The sequence below is a fragment of the Bacillus sp. AFS088145 genome (assembly GCF_002564465.1).
Taxonomy (GTDB): domain Bacteria; phylum Bacillota; class Bacilli; order Bacillales; family Bacillaceae_G; genus Gottfriedia.
Map to the genome: position 1 here is coordinate 115,019 of NZ_NUUX01000002.1, position 24,093 is coordinate 139,111.

The 24,093-nt window shown below is 32.8% G+C and carries 22 protein-coding genes; 9 read left to right on the forward strand and 13 right to left on the reverse strand.

Annotated features, from left to right (window positions below; translation table 11 throughout):
- The first annotated feature begins 51 nt into the window (after positions 1-51).
- A complete protein-coding gene (locus COI44_RS01155; protein WP_097974816.1) occupies positions 52-480 on the forward strand; it encodes a cell wall hydrolase in 429 nt (142 codons plus the stop codon).
- A 28-nt stretch (positions 481-508) separates the two neighbouring features.
- Positions 509-895 (forward strand): spore coat protein GerQ, encoded by a 387-nt coding sequence (gene gerQ, locus COI44_RS01160; protein WP_286133486.1) that lies wholly within the window; start codon positions 509-511, stop codon positions 893-895.
- Between the two features lie 51 nt (positions 896-946).
- On the opposite strand, the gene COI44_RS01165 is transcribed toward gerQ, so the two are convergent.
- Positions 947-1,312 (reverse strand): DUF423 domain-containing protein, encoded by a 366-nt coding sequence (locus tag COI44_RS01165; RefSeq protein ID WP_097974814.1) that lies wholly within the window; start codon positions 1,310-1,312, stop codon positions 947-949.
- An 18-nt stretch (positions 1,313-1,330) separates the two neighbouring features.
- Entirely contained in the window at positions 1,331-1,618 is a 288-nt protein-coding gene (locus COI44_RS01170; protein WP_141437768.1) for a YwdI family protein, read from the reverse strand.
- Between the two features lie 139 nt (positions 1,619-1,757).
- On the opposite strand from COI44_RS01170, the gene COI44_RS01175 reads away from it, so the two are divergent.
- Entirely contained in the window at positions 1,758-2,570 is an 813-nt protein-coding gene (locus COI44_RS01175; RefSeq protein ID WP_097974810.1) for a Cof-type HAD-IIB family hydrolase, read from the forward strand.
- A gap of 57 nt (positions 2,571-2,627) precedes the next feature.
- Here COI44_RS01175 and COI44_RS01180 read toward each other — a convergent pair whose 3' ends face one another.
- The 6 genes from COI44_RS01180 to COI44_RS01205 form a co-directional block, all read right to left on the reverse strand.
- Entirely contained in the window at positions 2,628-3,296 is a 669-nt protein-coding gene (locus tag COI44_RS01180; RefSeq protein ID WP_097974809.1) for a uracil-DNA glycosylase, read from the reverse strand.
- A gap of 76 nt (positions 3,297-3,372) precedes the next feature.
- Positions 3,373-4,356 carry a YeiH family protein gene (locus tag COI44_RS01185; protein ID WP_098426277.1) on the reverse strand — a complete coding sequence of 328 codons (984 nt, stop codon included), beginning with the start codon at positions 4,354-4,356 and terminating at the stop codon, positions 3,373-3,375.
- Between the two features lie 112 nt (positions 4,357-4,468).
- Positions 4,469-5,395, reverse strand: a complete 927-nt coding sequence (locus tag COI44_RS01190; RefSeq protein ID WP_098426278.1) for a glycosyltransferase family 2 protein — start codon at positions 5,393-5,395, stop codon at positions 4,469-4,471.
- 108 nt (positions 5,396-5,503) lie between these two features.
- On the reverse strand, positions 5,504-7,651 hold the full coding sequence (locus COI44_RS01195) for a YhgE/Pip domain-containing protein (RefSeq protein WP_098426279.1): 2,148 nt from the start codon (positions 7,649-7,651) through the stop codon (positions 5,504-5,506).
- Positions 7,652-7,849: 198 nt separating this feature from the next.
- Positions 7,850-8,947 (reverse strand): ABC transporter permease, encoded by a 1,098-nt coding sequence (locus tag COI44_RS01200; RefSeq protein WP_098426280.1) that lies wholly within the window; start codon positions 8,945-8,947, stop codon positions 7,850-7,852.
- A complete protein-coding gene (locus COI44_RS01205) occupies positions 8,944-9,864 on the reverse strand; it encodes an ABC transporter ATP-binding protein (RefSeq protein WP_098426281.1) in 921 nt (306 codons plus the stop codon). The genes COI44_RS01200 and COI44_RS01205 overlap by 4 nt, the downstream gene beginning before the upstream one ends.
- Positions 9,865-10,222: 358 nt before the next feature.
- Here COI44_RS01205 and COI44_RS01210 point away from each other — a divergent pair, with 358 nt between their 5' ends.
- A complete protein-coding gene (locus COI44_RS01210; RefSeq protein WP_098426282.1) occupies positions 10,223-11,272 on the forward strand; it encodes an acyltransferase family protein in 1,050 nt (349 codons plus the stop codon).
- A 24-nt stretch (positions 11,273-11,296) separates the two neighbouring features.
- Here COI44_RS01210 and COI44_RS01215 read toward each other — a convergent pair whose 3' ends face one another.
- Positions 11,297-11,836 carry a PTS sugar transporter subunit IIA gene (locus COI44_RS01215; RefSeq protein WP_483295449.1) on the reverse strand — a complete coding sequence of 180 codons (540 nt, stop codon included), beginning with the start codon at positions 11,834-11,836 and terminating at the stop codon, positions 11,297-11,299.
- Positions 11,837-12,119: 283 nt separating this feature from the next.
- Between COI44_RS01215 and COI44_RS01220 the strand changes: the two genes are divergently transcribed.
- Positions 12,120-12,608: a precorrin-2 dehydrogenase/sirohydrochlorin ferrochelatase family protein gene (locus COI44_RS01220; RefSeq protein WP_286163700.1), complete on the forward strand. Its 489-nt coding sequence runs from the start codon at positions 12,120-12,122 to the stop codon at positions 12,606-12,608.
- A 36-nt stretch (positions 12,609-12,644) separates the two neighbouring features.
- On the opposite strand, the gene COI44_RS01225 is transcribed toward COI44_RS01220, so the two are convergent.
- Positions 12,645-14,825 (reverse strand): DNA topoisomerase III, encoded by a 2,181-nt coding sequence (locus tag COI44_RS01225; protein WP_098426284.1) that lies wholly within the window; start codon positions 14,823-14,825, stop codon positions 12,645-12,647.
- Between the two features lie 344 nt (positions 14,826-15,169).
- Here COI44_RS01225 and COI44_RS23985 point away from each other — a divergent pair, with 344 nt between their 5' ends.
- From COI44_RS23985 to pepT, 3 genes are all read left to right on the forward strand, one after another.
- The gene (locus COI44_RS23985) at positions 15,170-16,753 is read left to right on the forward strand and encodes a L,D-transpeptidase (RefSeq protein ID WP_179886968.1); all 1,584 of its coding nucleotides are present in this window, start codon (positions 15,170-15,172) and stop codon (positions 16,751-16,753) included.
- Between the two features lie 132 nt (positions 16,754-16,885).
- Positions 16,886-17,521: a lysoplasmalogenase gene (locus tag COI44_RS01235; RefSeq protein WP_098426285.1), complete on the forward strand. Its 636-nt coding sequence runs from the start codon at positions 16,886-16,888 to the stop codon at positions 17,519-17,521.
- A gap of 88 nt (positions 17,522-17,609) precedes the next feature.
- Positions 17,610-18,851, forward strand: a complete 1,242-nt coding sequence (gene pepT, locus COI44_RS01240; protein ID WP_098426286.1) for a peptidase T — start codon at positions 17,610-17,612, stop codon at positions 18,849-18,851.
- Positions 18,852-18,888: 37 nt separating this feature from the next.
- On the opposite strand, the gene COI44_RS01245 is transcribed toward pepT, so the two are convergent.
- Entirely contained in the window at positions 18,889-20,085 is a 1,197-nt protein-coding gene (locus tag COI44_RS01245) for a class I SAM-dependent rRNA methyltransferase (protein ID WP_098426327.1), read from the reverse strand.
- A gap of 395 nt (positions 20,086-20,480) precedes the next feature.
- Here COI44_RS01245 and COI44_RS01250 point away from each other — a divergent pair, with 395 nt between their 5' ends.
- Positions 20,481-21,365, forward strand: a complete 885-nt coding sequence (locus tag COI44_RS01250; RefSeq protein ID WP_098426287.1) for an acyltransferase — start codon at positions 20,481-20,483, stop codon at positions 21,363-21,365.
- 289 nt (positions 21,366-21,654) lie between these two features.
- Here the strand turns inward: COI44_RS01250 and treR are convergent, their stop codons facing one another.
- Positions 21,655-22,380: a trehalose operon repressor gene (treR, locus tag COI44_RS01255; protein WP_098426288.1), complete on the reverse strand. Its 726-nt coding sequence runs from the start codon at positions 22,378-22,380 to the stop codon at positions 21,655-21,657.
- A gap of 23 nt (positions 22,381-22,403) precedes the next feature.
- Positions 22,404-24,080, reverse strand: a complete 1,677-nt coding sequence (gene treC, locus COI44_RS01260) for an alpha,alpha-phosphotrehalase (RefSeq protein ID WP_098426289.1) — start codon at positions 24,078-24,080, stop codon at positions 22,404-22,406.
- Positions 24,081-24,093: the final 13 nt, after the last annotated feature.

A 24,093-nucleotide genomic window follows, 5' to 3' on the forward strand; every position in this document is an offset into this window, starting at 1 on the left:
TCACCAATGGGATTCATGCAGAATATTTAATTCGGATGAGGAGGCTTTTTTATGGCTGTAATTCGTTATACTGACGCTGAGGTTGCTTTGCTTGCTAGATTAATGCGTGCTGAAGCTGAAGGCGAAGGTGTAGAAGGTATGTTAATGGTTGGTAATGTATGTGTTAATAGGGTTTTATGTGATTGCTTAGATTTTAGAGACATTCGAAGTATAAAAGATATGGTTTATCAGAATCCAGGTGGATTCGAAGCTGTTCAAAAATCTTACTTTTATCAACGTGCCAGGGACCAAGATATTGAGCTATCTAGAAAAGTAATAGCAGGACAGCGTTTTTGGCCAGCAACTTATGGCCTATGGTTCTTCAGACCTGCAGGTTCATGCCCAGGAACTTGGTTTAACCAAAAACTAGCAGGAAGATTTAAGTCGCATTGCTTTTATCAACCAACTTCTGAAGATTGTCCTAAAGTTTACAGTGTTTAATTTGATTTAACTAAGGGAGGTTTTTTCTTTGAGTAATCCTTACGAATATTATCCAAATCTTTATCGTGCGGCGCAACCTGCCCAAGGGCAAGGACAACAAACCGGACAGGGGCAAGGATTTGCAGCCCCATCAGGCGGTATGATTACCCAACAAGGTCAAGTTACCACCCCGGCTGGTCTTTTTGAACAATCCTATGTAGAAAATATACTTAGAGCCAATCGCGGGAAAATTGCTACCGTTTATATGACTTTCTCTGGTCACCAACAACAAGTATTTGTAGGGTATATTATGGGAGCTGGACGTGATCATATTGTACTCAGAGATGTAAATACAACCAAAACTTTCATACTGTTGACAATTTACTTAGATTACGTCACATTTGACGAAGAAATAGCATTGCCTTATCAACTTTAAAAAAAAGTGTTCAATATAGTGCAATAATTGCACTTTTATTGAACACTTTTCCTATTTCATTACTGAAATTCCTACTAATATCCAAGCTACTAAAAATGCTAAACCACCTAGTGGAGTAATCGCACCTAATATTTTAATTCCAGATACACTTAATATGTACAAGCTTCCTGAGAATAAGATGATTCCAATTATAGATAACCATCCCGCCCACATTAATTGAGTTGTTGAACCAAATTTATCAATTAAAAATGCAATAATAAATAGTCCACCTGTTTGGAACATTTGATATTGAACAGCTTTTTGCCAAATTTGAAGTGATCTTTCGGAAATTTTCCCCTCAAGTCCATGTGCTCCAAATGCACCTAATGCGATTGCTAAAAATGCAAAAATACTACCAAATAAGAAAAATAGTTTCACTTCTTCTCCCCCTTTATCTTAAAAATCTAATAATGATCCACTTTGTTCCGAGTCATCCAATTTAGGCATAGCAGAAGGTCTGGACATAATAGGCTGACTTGGTATTGATTGAACGATACTACTAGTTACTATATTCTTTGGAACCTCAACATTGCTCTCGTCTTCAAGAAGTAACTCACATAAAGAACGAATACTGGCAATTCTTTCTCGAAGCTGTCCAGGTTTTTGCGTACTTACTTTTGCCTTATGTAACTCATTTTCAATTTGCTGGATTACTTTTTCTACACTGATATTCAGATAAATCACCACCAAACTTTATTAACACAATCCAATAAACCCTATTATACTATGGCTTTTTTCTGAAAGCGAATACCAACCAAATTAAGCACTATTTTAATCGAACGGTGGTATACTAAAAAAGTTAATTTTTAGGAGGTAATGTAATTTGAACTATAAAATGATCGTTTTGGATATCGATGACACACTTTTAACGGATCAACATGTTATTTCGCAAAAAACGAAGGAAGCTTTACTCAAAGCTCAAGATATGGGTGTAAAAGTAGTGTTAGCTTCCGGTAGACCAACCTTTGCTATGCATAAGTTAGCTGAGGAACTATTACTACATGATTATGGTAGCTATGTCCTATCATTTAACGGAGGAATCATTACTGACTATCGAACAAAAAATAATGTTTATGAATGTACGCTAACAAAAGAGCAAGCACATGAACTTTATGAGATTAGTAAGAAACATAATGTCTTCGTTCATACATATGTTGAAAATGATATTATTACAGAAAAAGGGAATCAATATACTGATATCGAAGGCCAGCTCACAGGCATGCCTATTAAAGAAGTAAGTAGCTTTACTGAGCATGTTCAAAATGACGTTGTAAAATTGTTAATGTTGGAGGATCCAGAAAAATTAGCTCAAGTTGAAAAAATACTTCAAAAAGAGCTGGAAGGTAAAATTAGTGTCATGCGCTCAAAGCCATTCTTTTTAGAACTAACGAACAGTGAAGTAGATAAAGGTAAAAGTCTAAATCACTTAATTCAAATTTTAGGAATTCGACAAGACGAAGTAATCGCTGTAGGAGATGGATATAATGACCTACCGATGATTAAATTTGCTGGACTAGGCGTTGCGATGGGAAATGCTCCTGAAGAAATTAAGCAACAGGCAGATTATGTCACTTCTACAAATAATGAAGATGGTGTCGCTAAAGTTGTTGAAAAGTTTATATTGAGTAATAATTAATAAACACAAGAAAGGGCTGTCTATTAAGACAACCCTTCTTTAAATCTCATTTATTGATTACTCTACTGTCCAGTCAATCGGTTCTAGTTGAAGTTCTACTAGTTTTTGGTTAATTTGTGAAAATGGTTTACTTCCAAAGAATCCTCTACTAGCTGACAATGGACTTGGATGATGTGATTTTAATATCACGTGTTGGTTACTCGTAATCAATTCTTCTTTAGCTTGAGCATGTTTACCCCATAAAACAAAAATAACCGGACGATCTTGCTTATTTAACTCGGATAAGATCGTATTCGTAAATAGTTCCCACCCTTTATTTTTGTGGGAATTTGGTTCCCCTTCCCGAACAGTTAAAACAGTATTTAATAATAAAATCCCCTGCTTCGCCCACTTAATTAAATAACCGCTCGTTGGTATTTCTAACCCTAAATCGCTATTTAACTCTTTATAAATATTTCTTAAAGAAGGAGGTATTTTTACTCCCGGTAATACTGAAAAACTTAACCCATGCGCTTGACCTGGCTGATGATAAGGATCTTGTCCAATAATCACAACTTTACAATCTTCATATGAACACTCGTTTAAAGCCTGAAATAAATGCTCTTTGGCAGGGTATATTGTTTGTTCCTTGTATTCTTTTTCAAGAAATTGCAATAAATCTTTAAAATACGGTTTTTCAAACTCTGGTTTTAATTTTTCTCTCCAATTTGATGATAGTTGAAGCAATGAAATACCACCTTTCCTGACGAAATTTCCCGAGAAATAGCTCTGTTTTGTTGTTTCTTGTCGTTGTTCGCGATTTTTAATAGATTACTTGAATTAGCAAAATTGCGATGATGATTTGAAAACCTACGATGCTTAATGCATAAAGTGAAAGTGACTTCCCTTGTTTAATGATCATTTTTAGATTTACATTTAAACCTATTGCGGCAAGTGCAATAATTTCAAATAAGTGACTGGTCTTATTTGAAATATTCGCAGCCCAACCTGGTAGCAATCCTAAACTATAAAAAACACAAAGGATGACAAATCCAATTACATACCAAGGAAATTGAATTTTTACTTTTTCAATAGATTCCTCTGCTATGTGTCTTCTTTTTATAGTCGACAAGCTAAAAACTACAAAAACTAAAAAAACTACTCGAATCAGTTTAAATAAAGTAGCATAATTCTTTACTTCATCATTCACTAAACTACCACTAGCAACTACTTGTCCTACTGATTGTAATGTACTTCCGATAAGTGCAGAGGTCGGCAATATTTCTGAGTGATATAATACAGATGCTATTAAAGGCAGAATAAACATTAAGACTGTTCCCATCATATTTACAAGTGTGACAGCCAGTCCCTTTTCTTCTTGAGTGGCTTGTATAGCTGGGGCTGTTGCGCCAATTGCTGACGAACCGCAAACTGCATTTCCACTTGCCATTAAATAGCTAAAATTCAAACCAAAGCCTAATTTTTCACCTAGCCAAATCGTAAAAATGATGACTAAACACATTTGTGTCACGATTAACAAAATTCCTTTTAATCCTAGTAGGTTAATCATTTGAATGCTGATCGTTGCTCCTAATAAACATATTGAGACCTCTAATAATTTACTTTCTGCAAACTTTCTACCGCCTTCAAAATAAGACTTTAAGTGTACTGTATTACCGACAATCAACCCGATTAAGATTGAAAATGTAGCTGCTCCAACCGGCAATATATAAGAAAGTGTTTCACTAATAAGTGCAATTAAAAGGCAAAGAACTACCCCCGGAATAGCTTTATAAATATTCCCCATTTTATTCTCCAAGCTTTCATAAAAATATTATTCTATCTATGAATATTATGTAACGAAAAAAGAAATTCGACAAGATTCTTGTCGAATTTCCAAATTTATCAAATCGTAAAATTTAATTTTCATCATAGCTTGAAGCCTCAATAATGTATTGGGGTCTTCTTTTGGTTTCGTAATAGATCTTACCTAAATATTCGCCTAAAACTCCAATCATCAAGATTTGAACTCCGCCAAATAACATAATGAAATTGGAAATGGTATATAAACCAGGAATTCTAATCCCAACTAAAAGAACTTTAAAGCTCATCATAATAAAGATTACAATACTTATACCCATTAATAGTAATCCGACTTTCGTTAACAACCTCAATGGTCTTGTATTAAAGCACAGTATATATTCAATGGATCTTTTTATCGAATCTAGTCTTTTTACTTCTGACTCTTTGTTAATGATTCTTGATGTTATTTCATACTCAATCGTTTTTATTTTGTAACCAATCCAGTTAAAAATACCTTTTGAATAGCGGTTTGATTCAGGCATGCTTAAAATTGCATTTACTACTTTTCTGCTTAACAAACGAAAGTCTGATTCGTTTTGCAAAATATCAGGGTCCACAAATTTTTTAATAACCTTCTCAAAAATGCCTTTTTTTGCTTTTTTTAGAACTGAATTCTCTATTTTTTTCGATGCAACTACATGGTTATACCCCTTTTTGTATTCATCCATCATCTCTAAAATAACATTCGGTGGATGTACAAAGTTTCCATCCATTAGGATGACTACATCGCCTTTTGCATGTTCAAGTCCAGCACAAATTGCTCCCTCTCTTCCGAACCGGCGAGTAAACGAGATATATTTCAAATGACTGCTATGATTTGCAACAACTTGAAGTGCTAGTAGTGTATCATCATCACTTCCGTCGTTTATATAAATAATTTCATAATCTTCTTTAAGTAACTTTACTGTATTTGATAAATTAACGTGAAATCTCTCAAAATTTTCTCCATTGTTATAGCAATATACAACAACTGATAATTTCATACAAAACACCTACTTCTCCTAAAGCTATGAAGATATAACTTTTATCTATGTTATAGCACTTGGCAAAACAGTTCAATGATTTTTATATGAATTTATTTTTTCAAACGACTAATGGATGAGTCTACTCTTCTTGGAAAGATCCGCAATTTTACTTGCTCTATTATTAATAGTTGCTTTAAGAACTACCCCCACTATGATTGCAATAATGACAAAAAGAACTAGTATTGGAAGGTCCTTATAAATGGTTTCCCAAACGATCCCACCAGTCGCCTCCCTTAATAAGCTTAATGCATAGGTAAAAGGCAGAAACGGGTTTATTTTTTGGAAAAATGGCGGAGTTACTTGAATCGGATAAACTCCTCCCGCTCCAGATATTTGGAGAACCAAAAAGATAATACCGATGCCTTTCCCGATATTACCGAAAACTGAAACAAGCGTATAAACAATAAACGTAAATACAATGCTAATCAATAGTGCAAATAAGATAAAATAACCTTTACTTGCTGCATAAGTACCTAGTATCAGGAAGTTACCAGTAGTCACTACTAATGTCTGTAATACCCCAATAGTTACAAAGGTCAATAGTCTTCCAAAATAAACTTCTCTACTTTTATATGGCTTTTCTTCATGAACTTCAGTAGTTAATAACGATACCATTAATAAAGCTCCTACCCATAACGACAATGTTGTATAAAAAGGGGTCAAGCCTGTACCATAATTCGGTATCGGAAACATTCGCTCCGTTTTTATTTGGATTGGGCTGGAATAAAAGTTGCTTACCTTTTCGATATCTGTTCGTAGAAAATTAATTAAATCCTCGATGCTTCCTTTTTCTTTAGCCTTTCTAATCTGATTAGCTATTTGTTTTATTTTCGCTTCAATCATTGGTAACTCATTTACTAATTGTTGTATATCACCCTTTTTCGTTTCTAATAAATTTGATGTGTCCTGGAGTACATCTTTTATTGTAGGTATACTCGTTTTTGCATCAGCCAAAACAGTCTGGGTATTTTTTAATGATTCATTCACTAATCTTGAAGCTTCACTTATTTTTGGCGCTAAATCTTGATCAAAATTTCCAGTTAAACTGTTTATTTTGTTATTTATATTTGCCGCGCGCTCATTCATTTTTTGAAGTAAATCATTCGGTAGTCCGTTTCCGCTTTGTATTGCACTTTTTAATTGAGCATTCTCATTTTGAATCATCATTAAATCTGCTTCTAGATTTTTTAATGAACTAACATCTTTACTAAAATCTGCTGTAGTACCTAAGCTATTAAACGATTGAAGAACTTGATTTAAAGAAGTAACCATATTTCTTGAATTCGGTAGTACTTTTCCGATATCATTCGATAGCCTCATGGATTCGTCTTGACTAATCGTTTGATTCTGTAATTGTGATAATGTACTTTGTATAACTACAGACTGGTTCTGGAGTAGGTTAAGTGTCTCTTTAATAAATGGAGTTGAATCTTGAATTGCTTTGTTAATTTGATTAAAAAATCCACTTAAACTAGCCGTTAATTTTTCACCGTTTGCTACGATGTTATTAATCAATTCCATGTCTTTTTTTGTAGTTTGAATAGCGCTTTGTACTTTTTTATAGTCATTTAAGGCTGTATTCACAGTTGTCTTTATTTCGGGTAAATCTTTTTCAAGCTTAAAAACCATTTGCTCAAATTTTTTTATTTCAGGTAAATTTGCTTGTAAATCAATCCCTATTTTATTAAACTCCTGCAATACTTCCTTACTTACGGTCTTTTCAAATTTCTTTGTAATCTCACTCGCAATACCTGTTGCACCTTTTTCAGTATATTTCGGCGCAACAATATTTAGCTTTTCATTAACTTGATAAACTAGTTCAGGTTTTTGAGGATGATCTGTTAAAACTGTGCTAATTTTAGTTGAAAAATCATTTGGAATTAAAATACTAGCGTAATATTTTCCTTGTTTAACCCCTTCATTTGCGACTTTTTTACTTGTAAATCTCCAGCCTAATGAAGGATTTTGTTTTAAAGAATGTATTACTTCGTTTCCGATATTAATTTTATTGTTTAAGACAGTAGCACCACGATCCTCATTTACTATTGCGATCTTTAAGCCCTTTGTATTGCCGTACGGATCCCAAGAGGACTTTATATTAAACCATGCATACATTGAGGGCATGATAATTAAGCCAATGATAATCATCAATGCGGCCCAATTTGTTACAACTCGCTTTACATCACGTAAATAGATTTCAAATATTGAACTCACCTATAACTCACCTAATCTTAATTTTTAGATAGTATGCAATAAATACTGCATAACTATTCTTAAAAGCAAGAATGGGAGTTGGGATAAAGAAAAGGGAAAATAAAAAAGACTTTCACTAAAATTAGCGAAAGTCTTTTCTGATCAAATACTTTAATTTACTTTGTTTCATCTACATTATTCATTATCTAGTTTCTGCCCTTACTCCCATCTAAATGTACGTGCAGCGATTAAGAAACTTACGACCATCCAGACGCATAACCAGCCGAAATCCGGAAGTAAATCTCCAAATGATGCTCCGACATTCATGATGTCACGCATTGCGGTTGATAAATGCGTAATTGGAATTGTCTTTATAATCGGTTGTAAATATTCGGGCATATTATTTATAGGGAAAAATACTCCACCTAAAAACATTAGTGGGAACGAAATGAAGCCTGCAATTGGTCCAGCACTTTCTGGACTTTTCGCTAAACTTGCTATAATAAATCCAATGCTCATAAATGTTAATGTACCTAATACTACAAACAATACTACTAAAAGGAATGATCCTCGAATACTTACGTCGAATCCAAAGTAGCCAATTAGAATGGTTAAGATGGCTTGTAAGCTATTCAATATTAGCCTTGCTGTGATTTGTGCGGCAATAAACGTTGAGGCTCTTAATGTGGTGCCTTGCATTCGTCTTAATACACCTCGTTCTCTCCAAGACGCAATTTGACCAGCGACACCATTCATATTATTATTCATGATTTGCATTGCAATAATTCCAGGTACTAAAAAGTCTAAATATGAAAGAGTAATTCCAGCTACTCCTTTAAAGTCCGTTACGATTTTAGGTGTATACCCTGCCATTTGTTTACTAGCAGCATCAACATATGCTGTAATCGTTGCTATTCCACCTTGAAGCTGGCCTGCATTACTTTCATTATAAAGTACTTTTATTTGAGCAGGAGCGGATTGTTGTTTGGATGTAACTTGATTTTGAAATCCCTTTTTAATGACGATTACAAAATCGGTTTTACCATCAGATAATAATTTCCTAGACTTTAATTCATTTGTTTTTTTATGAATTTTAAGCGACTTTTGTTTCTCTAAAACAGTTGTAATTTGTTTACTTACTTGAGTGTTATCATAATCAATTAGGTTTACTGAATAACTAGTTGTATTCCCATCGTTAAACATTAATCCGAAAATAATCATAAAGAAAAAAGGAAATAATAGTGTCCAAATTAGTGCTTGACGATTACGTACATAAATCCGGAGTTGCGCTAAAGTCAATTGATAATAAGCCTTCATTCTTCACGTAACCCCCTTCCAGTCATATGTAAGAATACGTCCTCAAGAGTCGCAGTTCTAGTCGATAAATCTGAAATCGTCATATCTTGTTCTTTTGTATACTCAAGCAAAGCCATTAATGAAGCTTGTAAGTTACGAGTATACAATGTTACGAAATCATGGTTAATCACGACATTCATTACATTGTCTAAATGTGCGAACTTTTCTTCTTGCTCTGGTACTTTTGTCTTAAATTCAATCGCACTCTCTGCAGAAATTGAACTAACTAAATTGTTTGGTGTATCTAGCGCAATTAATTTACCTTTATCCATGATACCAATGCGATCTGCTAGTACATGAGCCTCATCCATATAGTGGGTTGATAAAACGACTGTTTTACCTCGTTGTTTTAGTTTTAAAATGATATCCCACAACGTTCTACGAGCTTGTGGATCAAGTCCTGTAGTTGGCTCATCTAAAAATATGATTTGAGGATCATGAATTAAGGCTAATGCAATCGCTAATCGCTGCTTTTGTCCTCCTGATAAACCTTTTACAAGACTATTTTGTTTTTCAGATAAAAGCATTTCATCAATTAACGGTTGAATCGGGATATGACTTGGATAAAAGCTTGCATACATTTCAATAATTTCCTTAACCTTTAACAGTTCAAATAATGATGTTGATTGAAGTTGGATTCCAATCTCTTGTTTGATTTTATATGAGTCTTTACCGATCACATGCCCTGCAATAGTAGCCGTACCTTCATCTGGTTTTCTTAATCCTACAAGCATTTCCATTGTCGTTGATTTACCAGCTCCATTTGGACCGAGTAATCCAAATACCTCACCTTTTCCAACTTCAAAACTAATTCCATTAACAGCGTAAAAATCCCCATATCTCTTTTTAAGATTTTCAACTTTAATAATTGAGCCCATGTTTTTCCTTCACCTCGACTAATGAAATGATTATTTAAAAAGTGTACTATCTTTTATAATTCAGCCTGCTAAGTATATAATGCAAAACTTAATATATTTGTCGAAAGAACTGATTATTAATAATTTTTAACGAGAATTTACATTTTCTACCAAAACATTTCCTCCGATGCTACACTTAATATCCATATTTATTTGTAGCATTTATGAAATATTTATTTACATTTTATAACTTGATTGTAACGTCCATGTTGTCGCTTTGTAATACTCATCCGTTACAATATGTTGGACATTATTTAAAAAAATTGGCTATGATTTGAAGTTTTTTGCTTTAAGCGAGCCATAAAAACAAGGTGATAAAATGAAAATAGAACGTGAAAAATGGTTGGATGTTGCCAAAATGATCGGCATCTTTTTGGTTGTTTATGGTCATTCTACAGAAGGTCCGAATTCTATTACATTTATTTACTGGTTCCATATGCCTCTATTTTTTATTATTAGTGGCTATTTATTTAAACCGGTCAATTCAATTAATGAACTCAAATTTTATATCAAAAAACTAACATGTAGATTGCTTGTACCCTACTGTACGTATTTGGTTTTATTTAGTTTATATAACATGACAATCGAGGTAATAGACGGAACCATTAACCAATCAAATTTATCAAAAGAAGTCCTATCATTGTTAATTGGTGGTAGATTTATTACTGGAGTCCATGGCGTATTTTGGTATGTGACATGCTTATTTATTACACAAATATTATTTGCGTTAATCTGTTTATACTTTAAAAAGAATAGTACCCGTCTATTCATCGTAATTGCTTGCTATTTGCTTGCACATTTTGAAACAATTAAATTAATTCCACAGATTGGTAAAAATACCTTTAATCAAATTTCGATTCCGTGGAATATGGATGTTGCTCTACTAGCTATTTTCTTTTTAGGATTAGGATTCTTTGCAAAAAAACTGATAGCGTCAATTTCTAACTTCCTTGGAATGTCATGTATTGTGCTTAGCATCGTTTATATGACCTTATATGAATTGAATAAATTGGACTACCATCTAAGTCTTAAATATTTAAGATATAACCATTTATTTTTAGATGCTTTAATTCCAATAACAATGACGATTGCCGTACTTTATTTATGTCAAAAGCTAGCAAAACTACAATTTATCCAACCTTGCACAATATTTGGTAAAGAATCATTAACAATAATGTACATCCATATCTTTGCGAATGCTGTTTTTTCACAGTTTTTCGATTATGGGCCGTTATTGTACACAATGATTGGCTTAGCTGTGCCCATGGTTGCGAAGAAATTTATTATTGAATCACAACCTACTATAAAACCATTGTTCATTGGTTTAAATGTAAAGCGAAAACAACATTTAAAAGTAAGAACTGCATAAAAAAATAGCCCTAGGGCTATTTTTTTATTTTAATGTAGCAACAGCTGCATCTGAGCCTCTTTGAATTGAGCCAGTTGCTGTAACTTTAATATTTTCTAGCACATCTCCATTTGTAAAAATAACTGGAGTAATTGTGCTTTTTGCATTTTCTTTTATATAGTCAATATTGAATGTTAATAAATGATCTCCTGCATTAACTTTTTGTCCTTCTGTTATATGAGCATCGAAACCTTCACCATTTAGTTTAACTGTTTCTAGTCCAACGTGAATTAAGATTTCAACACCCTCATTTGAACGAATTCCAATAGCGTGTTTCGTATGGAATACTTGTACGATTTCTCCATCAAAAGGAGCTACGACAACACCCTCTGAAGGTGTAATAGCAAATCCATCACCCATCATTTTTTCTGCAAATACAGGATCTGGTACTTCAGATAGTGGATGTATTTCTCCAGTTAATGGTGCTTTAATGACAACTTCCTTAGCTGTTTCTTTAGTTACAGGAGCAGATCCTTGTTGTTGTTCTTCCTCTAAACCGAACATTTTTTTTAATTTGTTAAACATAATACTCACCTTTTCTTTAATTTAGATTCCAGTCTTATCATTATCTTTTCAGAAAAAATAATACTAATTATCCTAACAGAAAAAATACTTTTATGCTAAAGAAAAGATGAACTTTTATTGAATTGTTAACAAAACTGTATCATTTTTACAATAAAAGACATGAAAAACCGCTAATAGTTCATTAATTAGCTATTTCTAAAAATTGGTTATACATATGATAAAATGGTTATGCATAAATATTTGTCCATACAATTAATAGATAGGAGCGATTAGAGTGACTGAAATGATTCCATTAGTTTTCTCACTTCAAAACAAAAAGATTACGATCATCGGTGGAGGAAAAATCGCTTTTCGAAAAGCAAAAGCATTTATAAAAAGTGGTGCTTCAATTACGATTATTAGCCCTCAACTATGTGATGAATTTAAACAGTTACCTACAATAAAATATTTAAATAAGTATTTTGAAAAAGCTGATCTAACTGGAGCTCACATTGTTATTGCAGCTACAGACGATAAAAATATAAATAAATTCGTCAAAGATTGCACATCAGATTTCCAATGGTTTAATGATGTAAGTGATCAAAATAATAGTGATTTCCATACACCAGCAGTGGTTCGTAGAGGAGACCTTATTGTATCAGTCTCAACTTCTGGTAAAAGTCCAGTCCTATCAAAAAAGATAAAAAAGGAACTGGACACTTATTTTGACGATCATTATAGTGAAGTCGTGGATGAATATGCAATTGAACGAAAAAAACCAGTCATAGAGTAAACTCATATGACTGGTTATAGTGCAGGGTCCCTGCCTTTATTGTTTTTTCAGCTTCGCTAAGGCTTCTGCAAATGGGTTATTAAATGGTTCATCATCTTGTTTGTTCTGTTTCTTTAAATATTTTTGAACATCTTGTTTTGAAACTTTACTATTTTTTTCTTTCGAACGTCGATCTTTAAAAGTAGAAAGTTTTTCTCTATGCCCACATGCACATACAAAAATTTGACCTTCTCCTTCGCCTCTTAGTTCTAAACGTTTGAAGCAATTAGGACATCTCGTGTTAGTTGACTGTGAAATGGTTTTTCGATGACCACATTCCCTGTCCTGGCAAACTAACATTTTTCCACGTTTACCGTTTACTTCTAACATAAGCTTTCCGCAGTCAGGACATTTAGTACTAGTCATGTTATCATGCTTAAACTTTTGTTCAGTTTGTTTTATTTCTTTCACAGCATCTGAAGAGAAACTAATCATTTCACTCATAAATTTAGATTTAGCTAATTTACCTTTGGAAATGGCTTGAAGCTTCTGCTCCCACTCGGCCGTTAAAGCTGGTGACTTCAAAGCTTCTGGAACAAGGTTTAATAATTGTTTGCCTTTATTTGTGATGAAAATATCTTTTCCCTTTTTTTCAATTAAAAAGCTACTGTAAAGTTTTTCAATAATATCCGCTCTTGTTGCAACTGTTCCCAATCCGCCTGTTTCGCCAATCGTCTTCTTTAAATCATTACTATTACCAGACATAAAATGAACTGGATTTTCCATTGCACTTAAAAGTGTGGCTTCATTAAAGTATGCTGGTGGTTTCGTATGCCCTTTTGTTTCAATGACTTTAGCTACTTCAAGACGCTCATTCTCATTAATAATTGGTAATCGTTGATCTTCTGTACTATCAAGATCGTCTTCGTCTTTAAAGACTTCTTTCCATCCCAGTGAGATAACCCTTTTACCTTTCGCAACAAATATCTCATTATCAATTTCTGCGATAACTTTTTCTTGCTCATATACATATGGAGGTAGTAGGACTGCTAAAAATCTTCTTACGATTAGATCATATATTTTAAATTCTTTTGAAGAAAGTTCACTTAATATAGGTGCCTGCTCTGTTGGTATAATCGCATGGTGATCTGAAACTTTATTATCATCTACAAAGGACTTATTTACTTTAATCGGTTGATTCGTTAACTTCATAATGATTTTTCCATAAGGTTTTATGTTACATGCTAATAAACGTTCCTTTAATGTATCAACTAAATCCGATGATAAGTATCTTGAATCAGTTCGTGGATACGTAACAACTTTATGGTGCTCATATAGCTTTTGCATGATGGATAAGGTTTCTTTAGGTGAAAAGTTAAATCTTTTATTCGCCTCTCTTTGAAGCTCAGTTAAATCATAAAGCTGCGGAGCAAAAGATTTTTTTTCAGCAGTCGAAACTTCCTTAATCTTTATCTGTTTACCTTTTATCGCTTCAATAATTTTTTGTAATTCATCGGTCGTTTTAATTTTCTGGTCATTCGACTTACGATTTTGCCACGTAAAAGTTACATTATTTGCTAATACTTGTAACCCGTAATAAGTTTGTTGCTTAAATTCTTTTATTTCCTTTTCACGCTCTAAAATCATCGAAAGTGTCGGAGTTTGAACCCTACCGCATGAAAGTTGAGCATTATGCTTACAAGTTAGTGCTCTTGTCGCATTAATCCCCACGATCCAATCTGCCTCAGCTCTTGCTACAGCAGAAAGATATAGATTTTCATATTCCTTACCACTACGTAAATTTTCAAAACCTTTTTTTACTGCCTGATCTGTTGCAGAAGAAATCCACAATCTTTTAATTGGTTTATTAACCTTTGCCAATTGAAGAATCCATCTCGCAACAAGCTCACCTTCTCGCCCTGCATCTGTTGCAATAACGATATCTGAAACATCTTTTCTTAATAATTGAGTTTTTACAGCTTGAAACTGCTTGCCAGTCTTTTTAATAACAACAAGCTTTAATTTATCTGGAATCATTGGTAAATCTTCTAAATTCCATGACTTATATTTATTATCATATCCCTCTGGATCAGCCAAAGTCACAAGATGCCCTAATGCCCAGGTCACAATATACTTTTTACCTTCTAAAAAACCGTTACCTTTTTGATTGCACCCTAGCACTTTAGCTATATCTCTAGCAACTGAAGGCTTTTCCGCTAATACTACTGTTTTGCTCATATCATACTCCTTAGTTTATTTACAATTTTCTTATTAACTAACTTTAACACTAAGAACAGGGGAAAGGGAAGTGAACGGAATATAATCAAGGTAAACCTAAATTGCAGGATTAGAGATTACATGTAAGTTATATAAATATAATATTAAAAAAATACATTAATTTTACAAAAATATCTATTCCTCTTTATTCAACCTAATTTTACTATATTCTCTGTTCTTCCTGTTTTTTCAACAAATGTTCTTTTTTTGCAGAAAATTGACGTTTTATTTTACTAAGAAAACAAAGGAATTCACTCTCCATATGGCAAATTTAGTAATTAATTCCATATATAAGGAGAGAGACGATGATTAATAAGATTATATCTGTAATTTTAGGGGTTTTTTTAGTACTATTACCCACAGCCAACGCGACTTCTTTTTCACAAAGTTTTAGTGATGATGAATTATCAAATTATATAGATAATCTAAATTTAAACACTACTGAAGCCACATTTGGACAATCGATTGAAGTCGGATTAACAACTAAAGAACACTTCAACAATGTAACTCTCACATTTAAAAACGGGACTAATTTGACAGAAGTTTTACTAAAAAATCCATCGTCTTCAGATCTTTACTATGCTGGAAAAATAGGTATTACAGCTTCTTTTATAAAAGGTACTTATCAACTAAGTTCAGTTACATTAGATGATCAAACTCTAGCCGTTTCAGACCAGACGATTAAATTTATGATTAAAGATTTACCAACTCCAAAAATTAACCCAATTACAAATAAATCTACATCCATTACAGGAGCCTTTTTAGCAAACAGTAGCGTCCAAATATTCAACAATAATAAACTTGTAAGCACTTTACAAACGGATACAAAAGGCAATTTTCAATTCAATACTAAACCTCTAAAAGAATTTACTAAAATAAATGCAGTTGGTGTTTCAATTGGATTAAAAAGTAAAACTGCTACATCATATGTTTCAGATGTAATCGCACCTTCTATCACTTCCATACCTTCAATATCAGATCAATCACAAAGCATATCCGGTAAATCGGAACCGAATGCTGATGTTCTCATTTACTTAAACAAGAAAGTATTAGCAAAGGGTAAAGTTAACTCGGCAGGTAAGTTTACTATTAAAATGGCGAAGCAAAAGGCAAACACAGTTCTTCAAGTCGTTGCAGTCGATAAGAGTAAAAATCAAAGTAAACCTGTTTCAATTCGTGTATTAGATCGTACTGCACCTTCAGCACCTACAATCCAAACAGTTAAAGAAAATGCCACTGTCATTAGTGGAAAAACAGAACCAAATGCTTCTGTTAAACTATATCTAAACGGTAAATATACAGCTAAAACGGCTGCAACAAAGAATGGTAGTTATACTTTTAAGGTCAGTAAGTTAAAAGTATTTACTCCTATAAAAGTTCAATCAATTGACGCTGCTGGAAACCAAAGTAAGCCTTCATTTACTGAGGCAAAGAGCTCCCAACCTCTTTCGAATGGGCAGCTAATTATTGTTAATACAAAAACAAATAAACTTTCATATTACAACAAGGGAAAACTAGTAAAAACATTTAGTGTAGCAACAGGAAAAGCCTCCTCTCCTACACCTACTGGAAAGTTTAAAATCTTAAACAAGATTAAAAATAGACCTTGGTATAAGGAAAATATTCCTGGCGGAGCTCCAAATAATCCACTAGGTAAAAGATGGATGGGCTTAAGTATGGGAAGTTCTCCTGGAAGCTCATATGGAATACACGGAAATGCTAATGAGAGCTCAATTGGTAAATCAGTTAGTCACGGCTGTATTCGAATGCATAATAGTGAGATTGAGTGGTTATTCGATCAAATAAATGTTGGAACGACAGTTATTATTGCTAAATCTTCTAGTACAAATGGGCAGATTGCTCACTCATATGGAATAGCGATCGCGTAAAAAGCAAACCTTTCCGGTTTGCTTTTTTTATAGTTTAATAGATTACCCTTTCGTTTTTCTAATAGCATTCTTTTCACTTTTCACTGATAATATTTAGTAAAAAGGAAATAGTTAGAAAGGGGTAATTTTATTTTGAAGAGGTATTTACCTATTCTTATTTTGTTTTTTGGTATTCTCTATATCTTTTTTATTCCTTCAGAGCCTGTCAGCATAAAAATACTATTTAAGATAATTCCAATGGTGTTGATTATTAGTTTTGCCTTTTCACAACTTCCTTATCAATCAACTAAATATCGTACTCTCATACTTTTAGGTCTTATTTTTTGTATGATTGGTGACGGAACGTTAATATGGTTTGTTGTCGGTTTAAGTGCTTTTCTAATTGGGCATTTGTTTTACGCTGCCGGTTTTATATCAGGATGGAAATTTTCAATTTATCGCTTACTATCGATTATTCCAATTGCAATTTATGCGTTTTTTCTATGCTCTAATTTAGTAAGCTCTTTAAACGAAAGTGGCCAGGAAAACTTAGTTATTCCTGTAATAGCCTATTCAGTAGCAATTTCAATGATGGTATTTACAGCCATAATGACTGGAAACAAATGGGCTATTTTGGGGAGCCTATTATTTATCATTTCAGATTCTATATTATCGTGGGATCTATTTGTAGAAAGCGTTAAATATGGTCACGAATTAATCATGATCACCTACTACTCAGCACAGTTTTTAATTGCTAAAAGCTTTTTAAATAGTAAGAGAGTTGCGTAATATTTTACTTTCAAATAAAGAAAGAACTACAATAAAAATGAAAGCGTATTACCAACGGATTATGAAATGTATAAAAGGAGATTTTCATATGAAAAATGAGTTAATTAATCGTTTAATTAGTTATGCAAAAGTTGATACACAATCAAATGCAAGTAGTGAAACATGCCCTTCTACACCTGGCCAGTTAACTTTGGGCCGCATGCTAGTGGAAGAGTTAAACAAAGTTGGATTAGTTGACGTAACAATGGATGACAATGGTTATGTAATGGCTACACTTCCGGCAAATTCCGACAAAGATATTCCGACAATTGGATTTTTAGCACATTTAGACACGGCGACAGACTTTACAGGAAAGAATGTTAACCCTCAGCTAGTTGAAAACTATGATGGGAATGACATCGTTTTAAATGAAAGTTTAAATGTCGTTTTATCTCCAAGCCATTCACCAGAGTTAACTAAATATATAGGCCATACATTAATGACAACTGATGGAACAACATTACTTGGTGCAGATAATAAGGCTGGCATCGCTGAAATTATGACTGCAATGGAGTATTTAGTTCAGCATCCTGAAATCAAACACGGCAAAATAAGAGTATCATTTACACCAGATGAAGAGATCGGTAGAGGCCCACATAAATTTGATGTAAAAGCATTTGATGCTAAATATGCTTACACAATGGACGGTGGTCCACTAGGAGAGCTTCAATACGAGAGCTTTAATGCTGCAGGTGCAATGATTACAGTAAAAGGTAAAAATGTGCACCCAGGTACTGCTAAAGGTAAAATGATAAATTCTATGAAAATTGCCATGGAAATAAATAATTTATTGCCTGCAGAAGAAGCGCCAGAATCAACTGAAGGTTACGAAGGCTTTTATCATCTAGTATCAATTGAAGGTGATGTAGAGCTAACTAAAATGCACTACATTATTAGAGATCATGATAAAACAAAATTTGCTAATCGAAAAGAGACATTGTCGAATATTGTAAATCAATTAAAAGAAACACATGGTGAAAACAGCATTATTTTAGAGTTAAAAGACCAGTACTATAATATGGGTGAGAAAATCTTACCTGTTAAAGAGATTGTTGATATTGCTCACGAAGCAATGACAAACTTGGAAATTACACCAATTGTAGAACCAATTCGTGGTGGCACAGATGGTTCACAGCTTTCATATATGGGACTACCTACTCCAAATATTTTTACAGGTGGAGAAAACTACCACGGCAAATTTGAGTACATTTCAATCGACAATATGGTTAAAGCAACGAATGTTATGATTGAAGTGATCAAATTATATGAACAAAAAGCAACTTCAAAGTAAAAAAGTAGGACTGACATCTATCTGTCAGTCCATTTTTTTACTTAATTTTACGAATAAATACGACTTTTAAATAGTTACCTTCTTTAAAGTGCTTAGTTGTTTTAAAGTCATTAGGTAGGCTGAATTCCTCCATTAATTTATATTGCCCGCCTAGTTCTTTAAACGCTGTGTCAATAAACCCTTTAAATTTATTCATTCCAAAAGTACTACAGTTTGTTGAAGCAACAATTACACCATCATTTTCTGTAATCGTAATCGCTTCTTTCAACAGGTTCTTATAGTCCTTTTCGGCACTAAAGGTATGTTTTTTAGATCTTGCAAAGCTTGGTGGATCTAGAATAACCATATCAAATGTAAGGTTCTTTTTAACTGCATATTTAAAGTAATGAAATACATCCTCAACGACTATGCTCTCGGTAGCAGGGTCAATTCCATTAATTTTAAATTGTTCTTTTGTTTTATCTAAGCTCCGATTTGCTAAGTCAACACTAGTAGTCTTACTTGCCCCTCCAACTGCTGCAAAAACTGAGAATGCCCCTGTATAGGAGAAAGTATTTAAAACTGTTTTATCGTAAGCATATTTATCTCGAATTAGTTTTCTAACTTCACGTTGATCCAAAAATACGCCTACCATTGCGCCATCATTTAAATAAATAGCGAAATTAACTCCATTTTCCTTTACGATAATAGGAAATTGACCTCTTTCCCCCATCACAAAATCATCTTCTTCAATATACTGACCTTTTGTATCAAAGCGCTTTTTCTGATAAATCCCTTTGAATTCGACAATATTCTTTATTGCTTGAATAACCCAATCTTTGAATTGATAGATTCCTTCGCTATACCAACTAATTAAATAAAATCCGTCAAAAAAATCAATTGTTAATCCGCCAATCCCATCGCCTTCTCCATTAAATACTCTAAATGCTGTCGTATCAGAGCTATTAAAAAAATGTTGGCGGTTTTCGATTGCTTGTTTAATTTTATCTTCAAAGAACTTAGGACCAATCTTTTCATGCTCCTTCAGGCTAAGAATCCAACCTAAACCCTTATTTTGCTTTCCATAGTAACCCGTTCCAATAAAACCATTACGTTCATCTACTAGATTTATTATTGTTCCTTCATTAATGAAATCATTACTATTCACGATCGATTCTTTTGAAATTAGTGGATACCCATTTTTATAATCTTTTACAAACTTTTGTTTAATTTTTAGATTCATTTCTTTATCCATAAGACCATCCATTCATTCTCTTTTTTACTCATTATTTCCATAATCAATTATTATAGTGTGACCTGTTAGACAAAACTGCAGATTTTGATCTTTTTCTATGAAATAACTGCTAAATCCATTATGCGCACAACGCGCTATCAAGTCTTTTATTATAACATGACTAACAAGCAAATTACTTAATCTCTCTTTTTCTAAGCAAGAATGATAGTAGTTTTTAAATTTGGTACATAAAATAATCTCTTTCACTTATAGGATTAGTGATTTACTCTGGGAGTTGTTTTAATATTAATATCATGAATACCTTTTGATGTAGTTGTAAAAGTGGCAATACTAAAGTAAGCGCCAAATTATCTAGGTCGGAACAAATTCTTGTTCAAAGTGAAAGGGAATACACTATGGAAATTATTAATGAAACAATACAAATAGAGGAGTTAAAAGAGAATAAGATAATAGGGAAACCTAAACTAACAAATTCAAAAATAATATTTAGAGGAAAAGGAAATCTTCTATATTGTGATAATGAAAATGTTCATTTAGTAGATAGTAATATTGAGTTTAATGGAAATGACACAATTATTTTTCTTTGTAAAAACAGGTTTAATTACATACTCAATGCAATTGTTTACAATAATTCAGTATTATTTTTTGGAAGAGATAATTATTTTAACAACAAATTAAATATAATTATTTCAGAACAAAAGAATGTTATTGTAGGAGAAGGTTGTTTAATTTCATTCGACTGTTGGTTTAGAACAGCGGACCCACATCTAATTTATGATTCTTTCACAAAGAAAAGAGTTAACCCAAGTAAAAGCATTTATATTGGCGATCATGTTTGGATTGGTCAACATGCTTTTATTTTGAAAGGAACTCAAATTGGTTCAGGCAGTATTATCGGAGGCATGTCGGTAGTTAGTGGGAAAAAAATTGAATCTAATTCTTCATATGCGGGCAATCCAGCAAGAAAAATTGGCGAATCGATTTTTTATACTAGTGACAGTGTACATGCGTTTACAGAATCAGAAACACGAAGTCATGATGTTTTTGAGAGTGACGACTATATTTACTCATATGATCAGACTGAGATGTTCCCATTCCCTTCAATAGAAAAATCACTAACAGAATTAAATTTGGTTTCAGAAAAACTTGATTATATAAAAGAGAATTTGCAGATGAATCAAAACAAAAACCGCTTTTTCATTGGAAAACCTATTGTTAAGCAAAGTTTTATAGAAAGAATTAAAAAGAATTTATATAAGTATTTAACGTTAAAGAAGTAAAGTCGCATGCTTTAGTTTGATAAGAGAAAAGTAACAATCACAATGGTTAGGAACCTAAAAAATAGAAATGTAAAAAACTGAGTTATTTTCTTTTGGAAATAACTCTTTATTTCATGTTGACCTATTAACCCGTTTTTCCATATTTCTTATGACACAATTATATGGGACAAACCACGTAAGAACTTTTTACCCATAAAAAACACCCCCTTAAATTCGAAGTTTCCAAAACACAGGGTTTTTTCTTCATCAATTTTAAGGGGTACAGTCTAAATTGAATAAGGCTTTAAGTTCATTCATTAACCTGTTGAATTCTTCTAGCAAAATCAACAAATTTGAACTTATCAGGGCGATGTCTAGATTGACCGTATTGTAATAGGGAACCATCGTCTAAATAGACGAAAGTATTTACAACTACTACCATATCATAGCCATCTAAGTCTAAATATTTTTGGTCATCTTCAGTACAAGCTTGTACTACAATTTCTTTTTTCGCAAAGCCAATATTTAAGTGTAGAGTATTTTCTATATAGTCAAAAATTGACCCTTCGCAAATTGACCTTGAAAGTTTTTCGACATATGCACTATTGTAGTACTCTTTGTCCAAAATTATTTTTTTTCCGTTGATTTTTCGAGCTCTAACTACTTTCCAAATCGCTGTTTGGTCATCTATTTCTAGTTGTTCTCTTATAAATTTACTAGGCCACTTCTTTTCAAGAATTTCTACAATCGTTTCTGCTTCTCTTCCAATTTGGTTTGATAATTCTTTAAAACTAATCAAACCTGTTACCGGGAAATTTAATTTTGCAGTGTCTAAAATAAACGAACCTTTACCTTTGACTTTATTTATATAACCGTTTTGCTCAAGCATTTGTAAGGATTTTCTAATTGTATCTCTAGAAACATCAAATTGCTCCATTAATGACTTTTCTGAAGGTATTTTACTACCAACTGTAAAAGCCCCTTTTTCAATCTGTTCAATTAACTTATGATAGATCGAAATATACTTTGCGTTCATTTTCATCACCTAGAAAAATTTTATTATATTCTCACATTTTTCTCAAGAAGGTAACAAATAGACTCATATGGGCGTAACGTAAATTCGGTTAAATCCTGGCTAGAATCATTATAATTTGAAATTAGTATCTGCTTGTTATACTCCCCAATAGCAATATTTTCTGGTAATTTAAAATGAGTATCTTCGCCATAAAAATTATTAACGACTAACAACATTTGATTACCCAGCTTACGAGTATATGCAAAGATTTGTTCATGATTTAGTAATAAAGAATCATACGTACCTGTCGAAATAATGTCGAATTCTTTTCTTAAATTAATTAGTTTTTTATAATGATGAAACACTGAATCTTCATCAACTAGAGACTTTTCGACATTTATTTGTTCGTAATCTTTTCCTGTTGAAATCCAAGGTGTTCCAGTTGTGAATCCTGCATTTATTGAATCATTCCATTGCATAGGCGTACGAGAATTATCTCTTGATTTGCTCTTTAAAATGGCTAGTATTTCACTTTCTGGAACACCATTTTCTTTTAATATTTTATAATAATTTAAGCTTTCTACATCTCGATATTCTTCAATTATGTCAAATTTAGGATTAGGCATTCCAATTTCTTCACCTTGGTAAATATAAGGAGTCCCCCTTAATAAATGCATTGAAGTAGCAAGCATTTTGGCTGATTCTTTATGATACTTTTGATCGTTTCCAATTCGTGAAACAATACGCGGTTGGTCATGGTTACACCAAAATAAGGCGTTCCATCCATTTCCTGATTGCATACCTTTTTGCCACTGATCCAGAATTGACTTAAGTGACATAAAATCAAAATCCATTAATGACCATTTTTGCCCATCTTTATAGTCAATTTTTAAATGATGGAAGCTAAAAACCATCGATAACTCATTCTCAGACGGATTTGAGTATCGAATACAATGGTCAATTGAAGTTGAAGACATTTCACCGACAGTAATGATTTCTTCGTTCTTGCCAAACGTCTCATTATTTAATTTCTTTAAATACTCATGAATTCGAGGTCCGTCTGTATAGTATTTTCTGCCGTCACCTGTTTCGTCATCAACCATAACTTTTGGTTTAGAAATCAGATTAATTACATCCAAACGAAATCCTTTTACTCCTTTATCAATCCAGAAATTAACAATATCGAATATTTCGTTTTGTACCTCATCATTTTCCCAGTTTAAATCTGGTTGGGTTTTATCAAAGAGATGCAGATAATATTCATTTGAATTCTCAACTTTTTCCCAAGTTGAACCACCAAATTTGGAGAGCCAATTCGTTGGCTCTTTCCCGTCCTTTTCTTCTCTAAAAATATAATAATTTTTATATTTTTTATCTCCATCAAGGGCTTTCTTAAACCACTCATTTTCTGATGAAGTATGATTAAATACCATATCCAGCATTATTTCTATATCACAACGTTTCGCAGCCTTCACTAATTCATCAAAATCTTCCATTGTTCCGTATGCTGGATCAATCTTTCGATAGTCCGCGACATCATAACCATTATCATTTTGAGGAGATACATAAAATGGAGTAAGCCAAATGTAGTCAACACCTAATTCTTTTAAATAATCAAGCTTTTTTGTAACTCCTCTTAAGTCTCCAAAACCATCTCCATTCGAATCATAAAAAGACTTAGGATAAATTTGGTATACAACACTGTTCTTAAAATCCTTCATTTTGATAATCTCC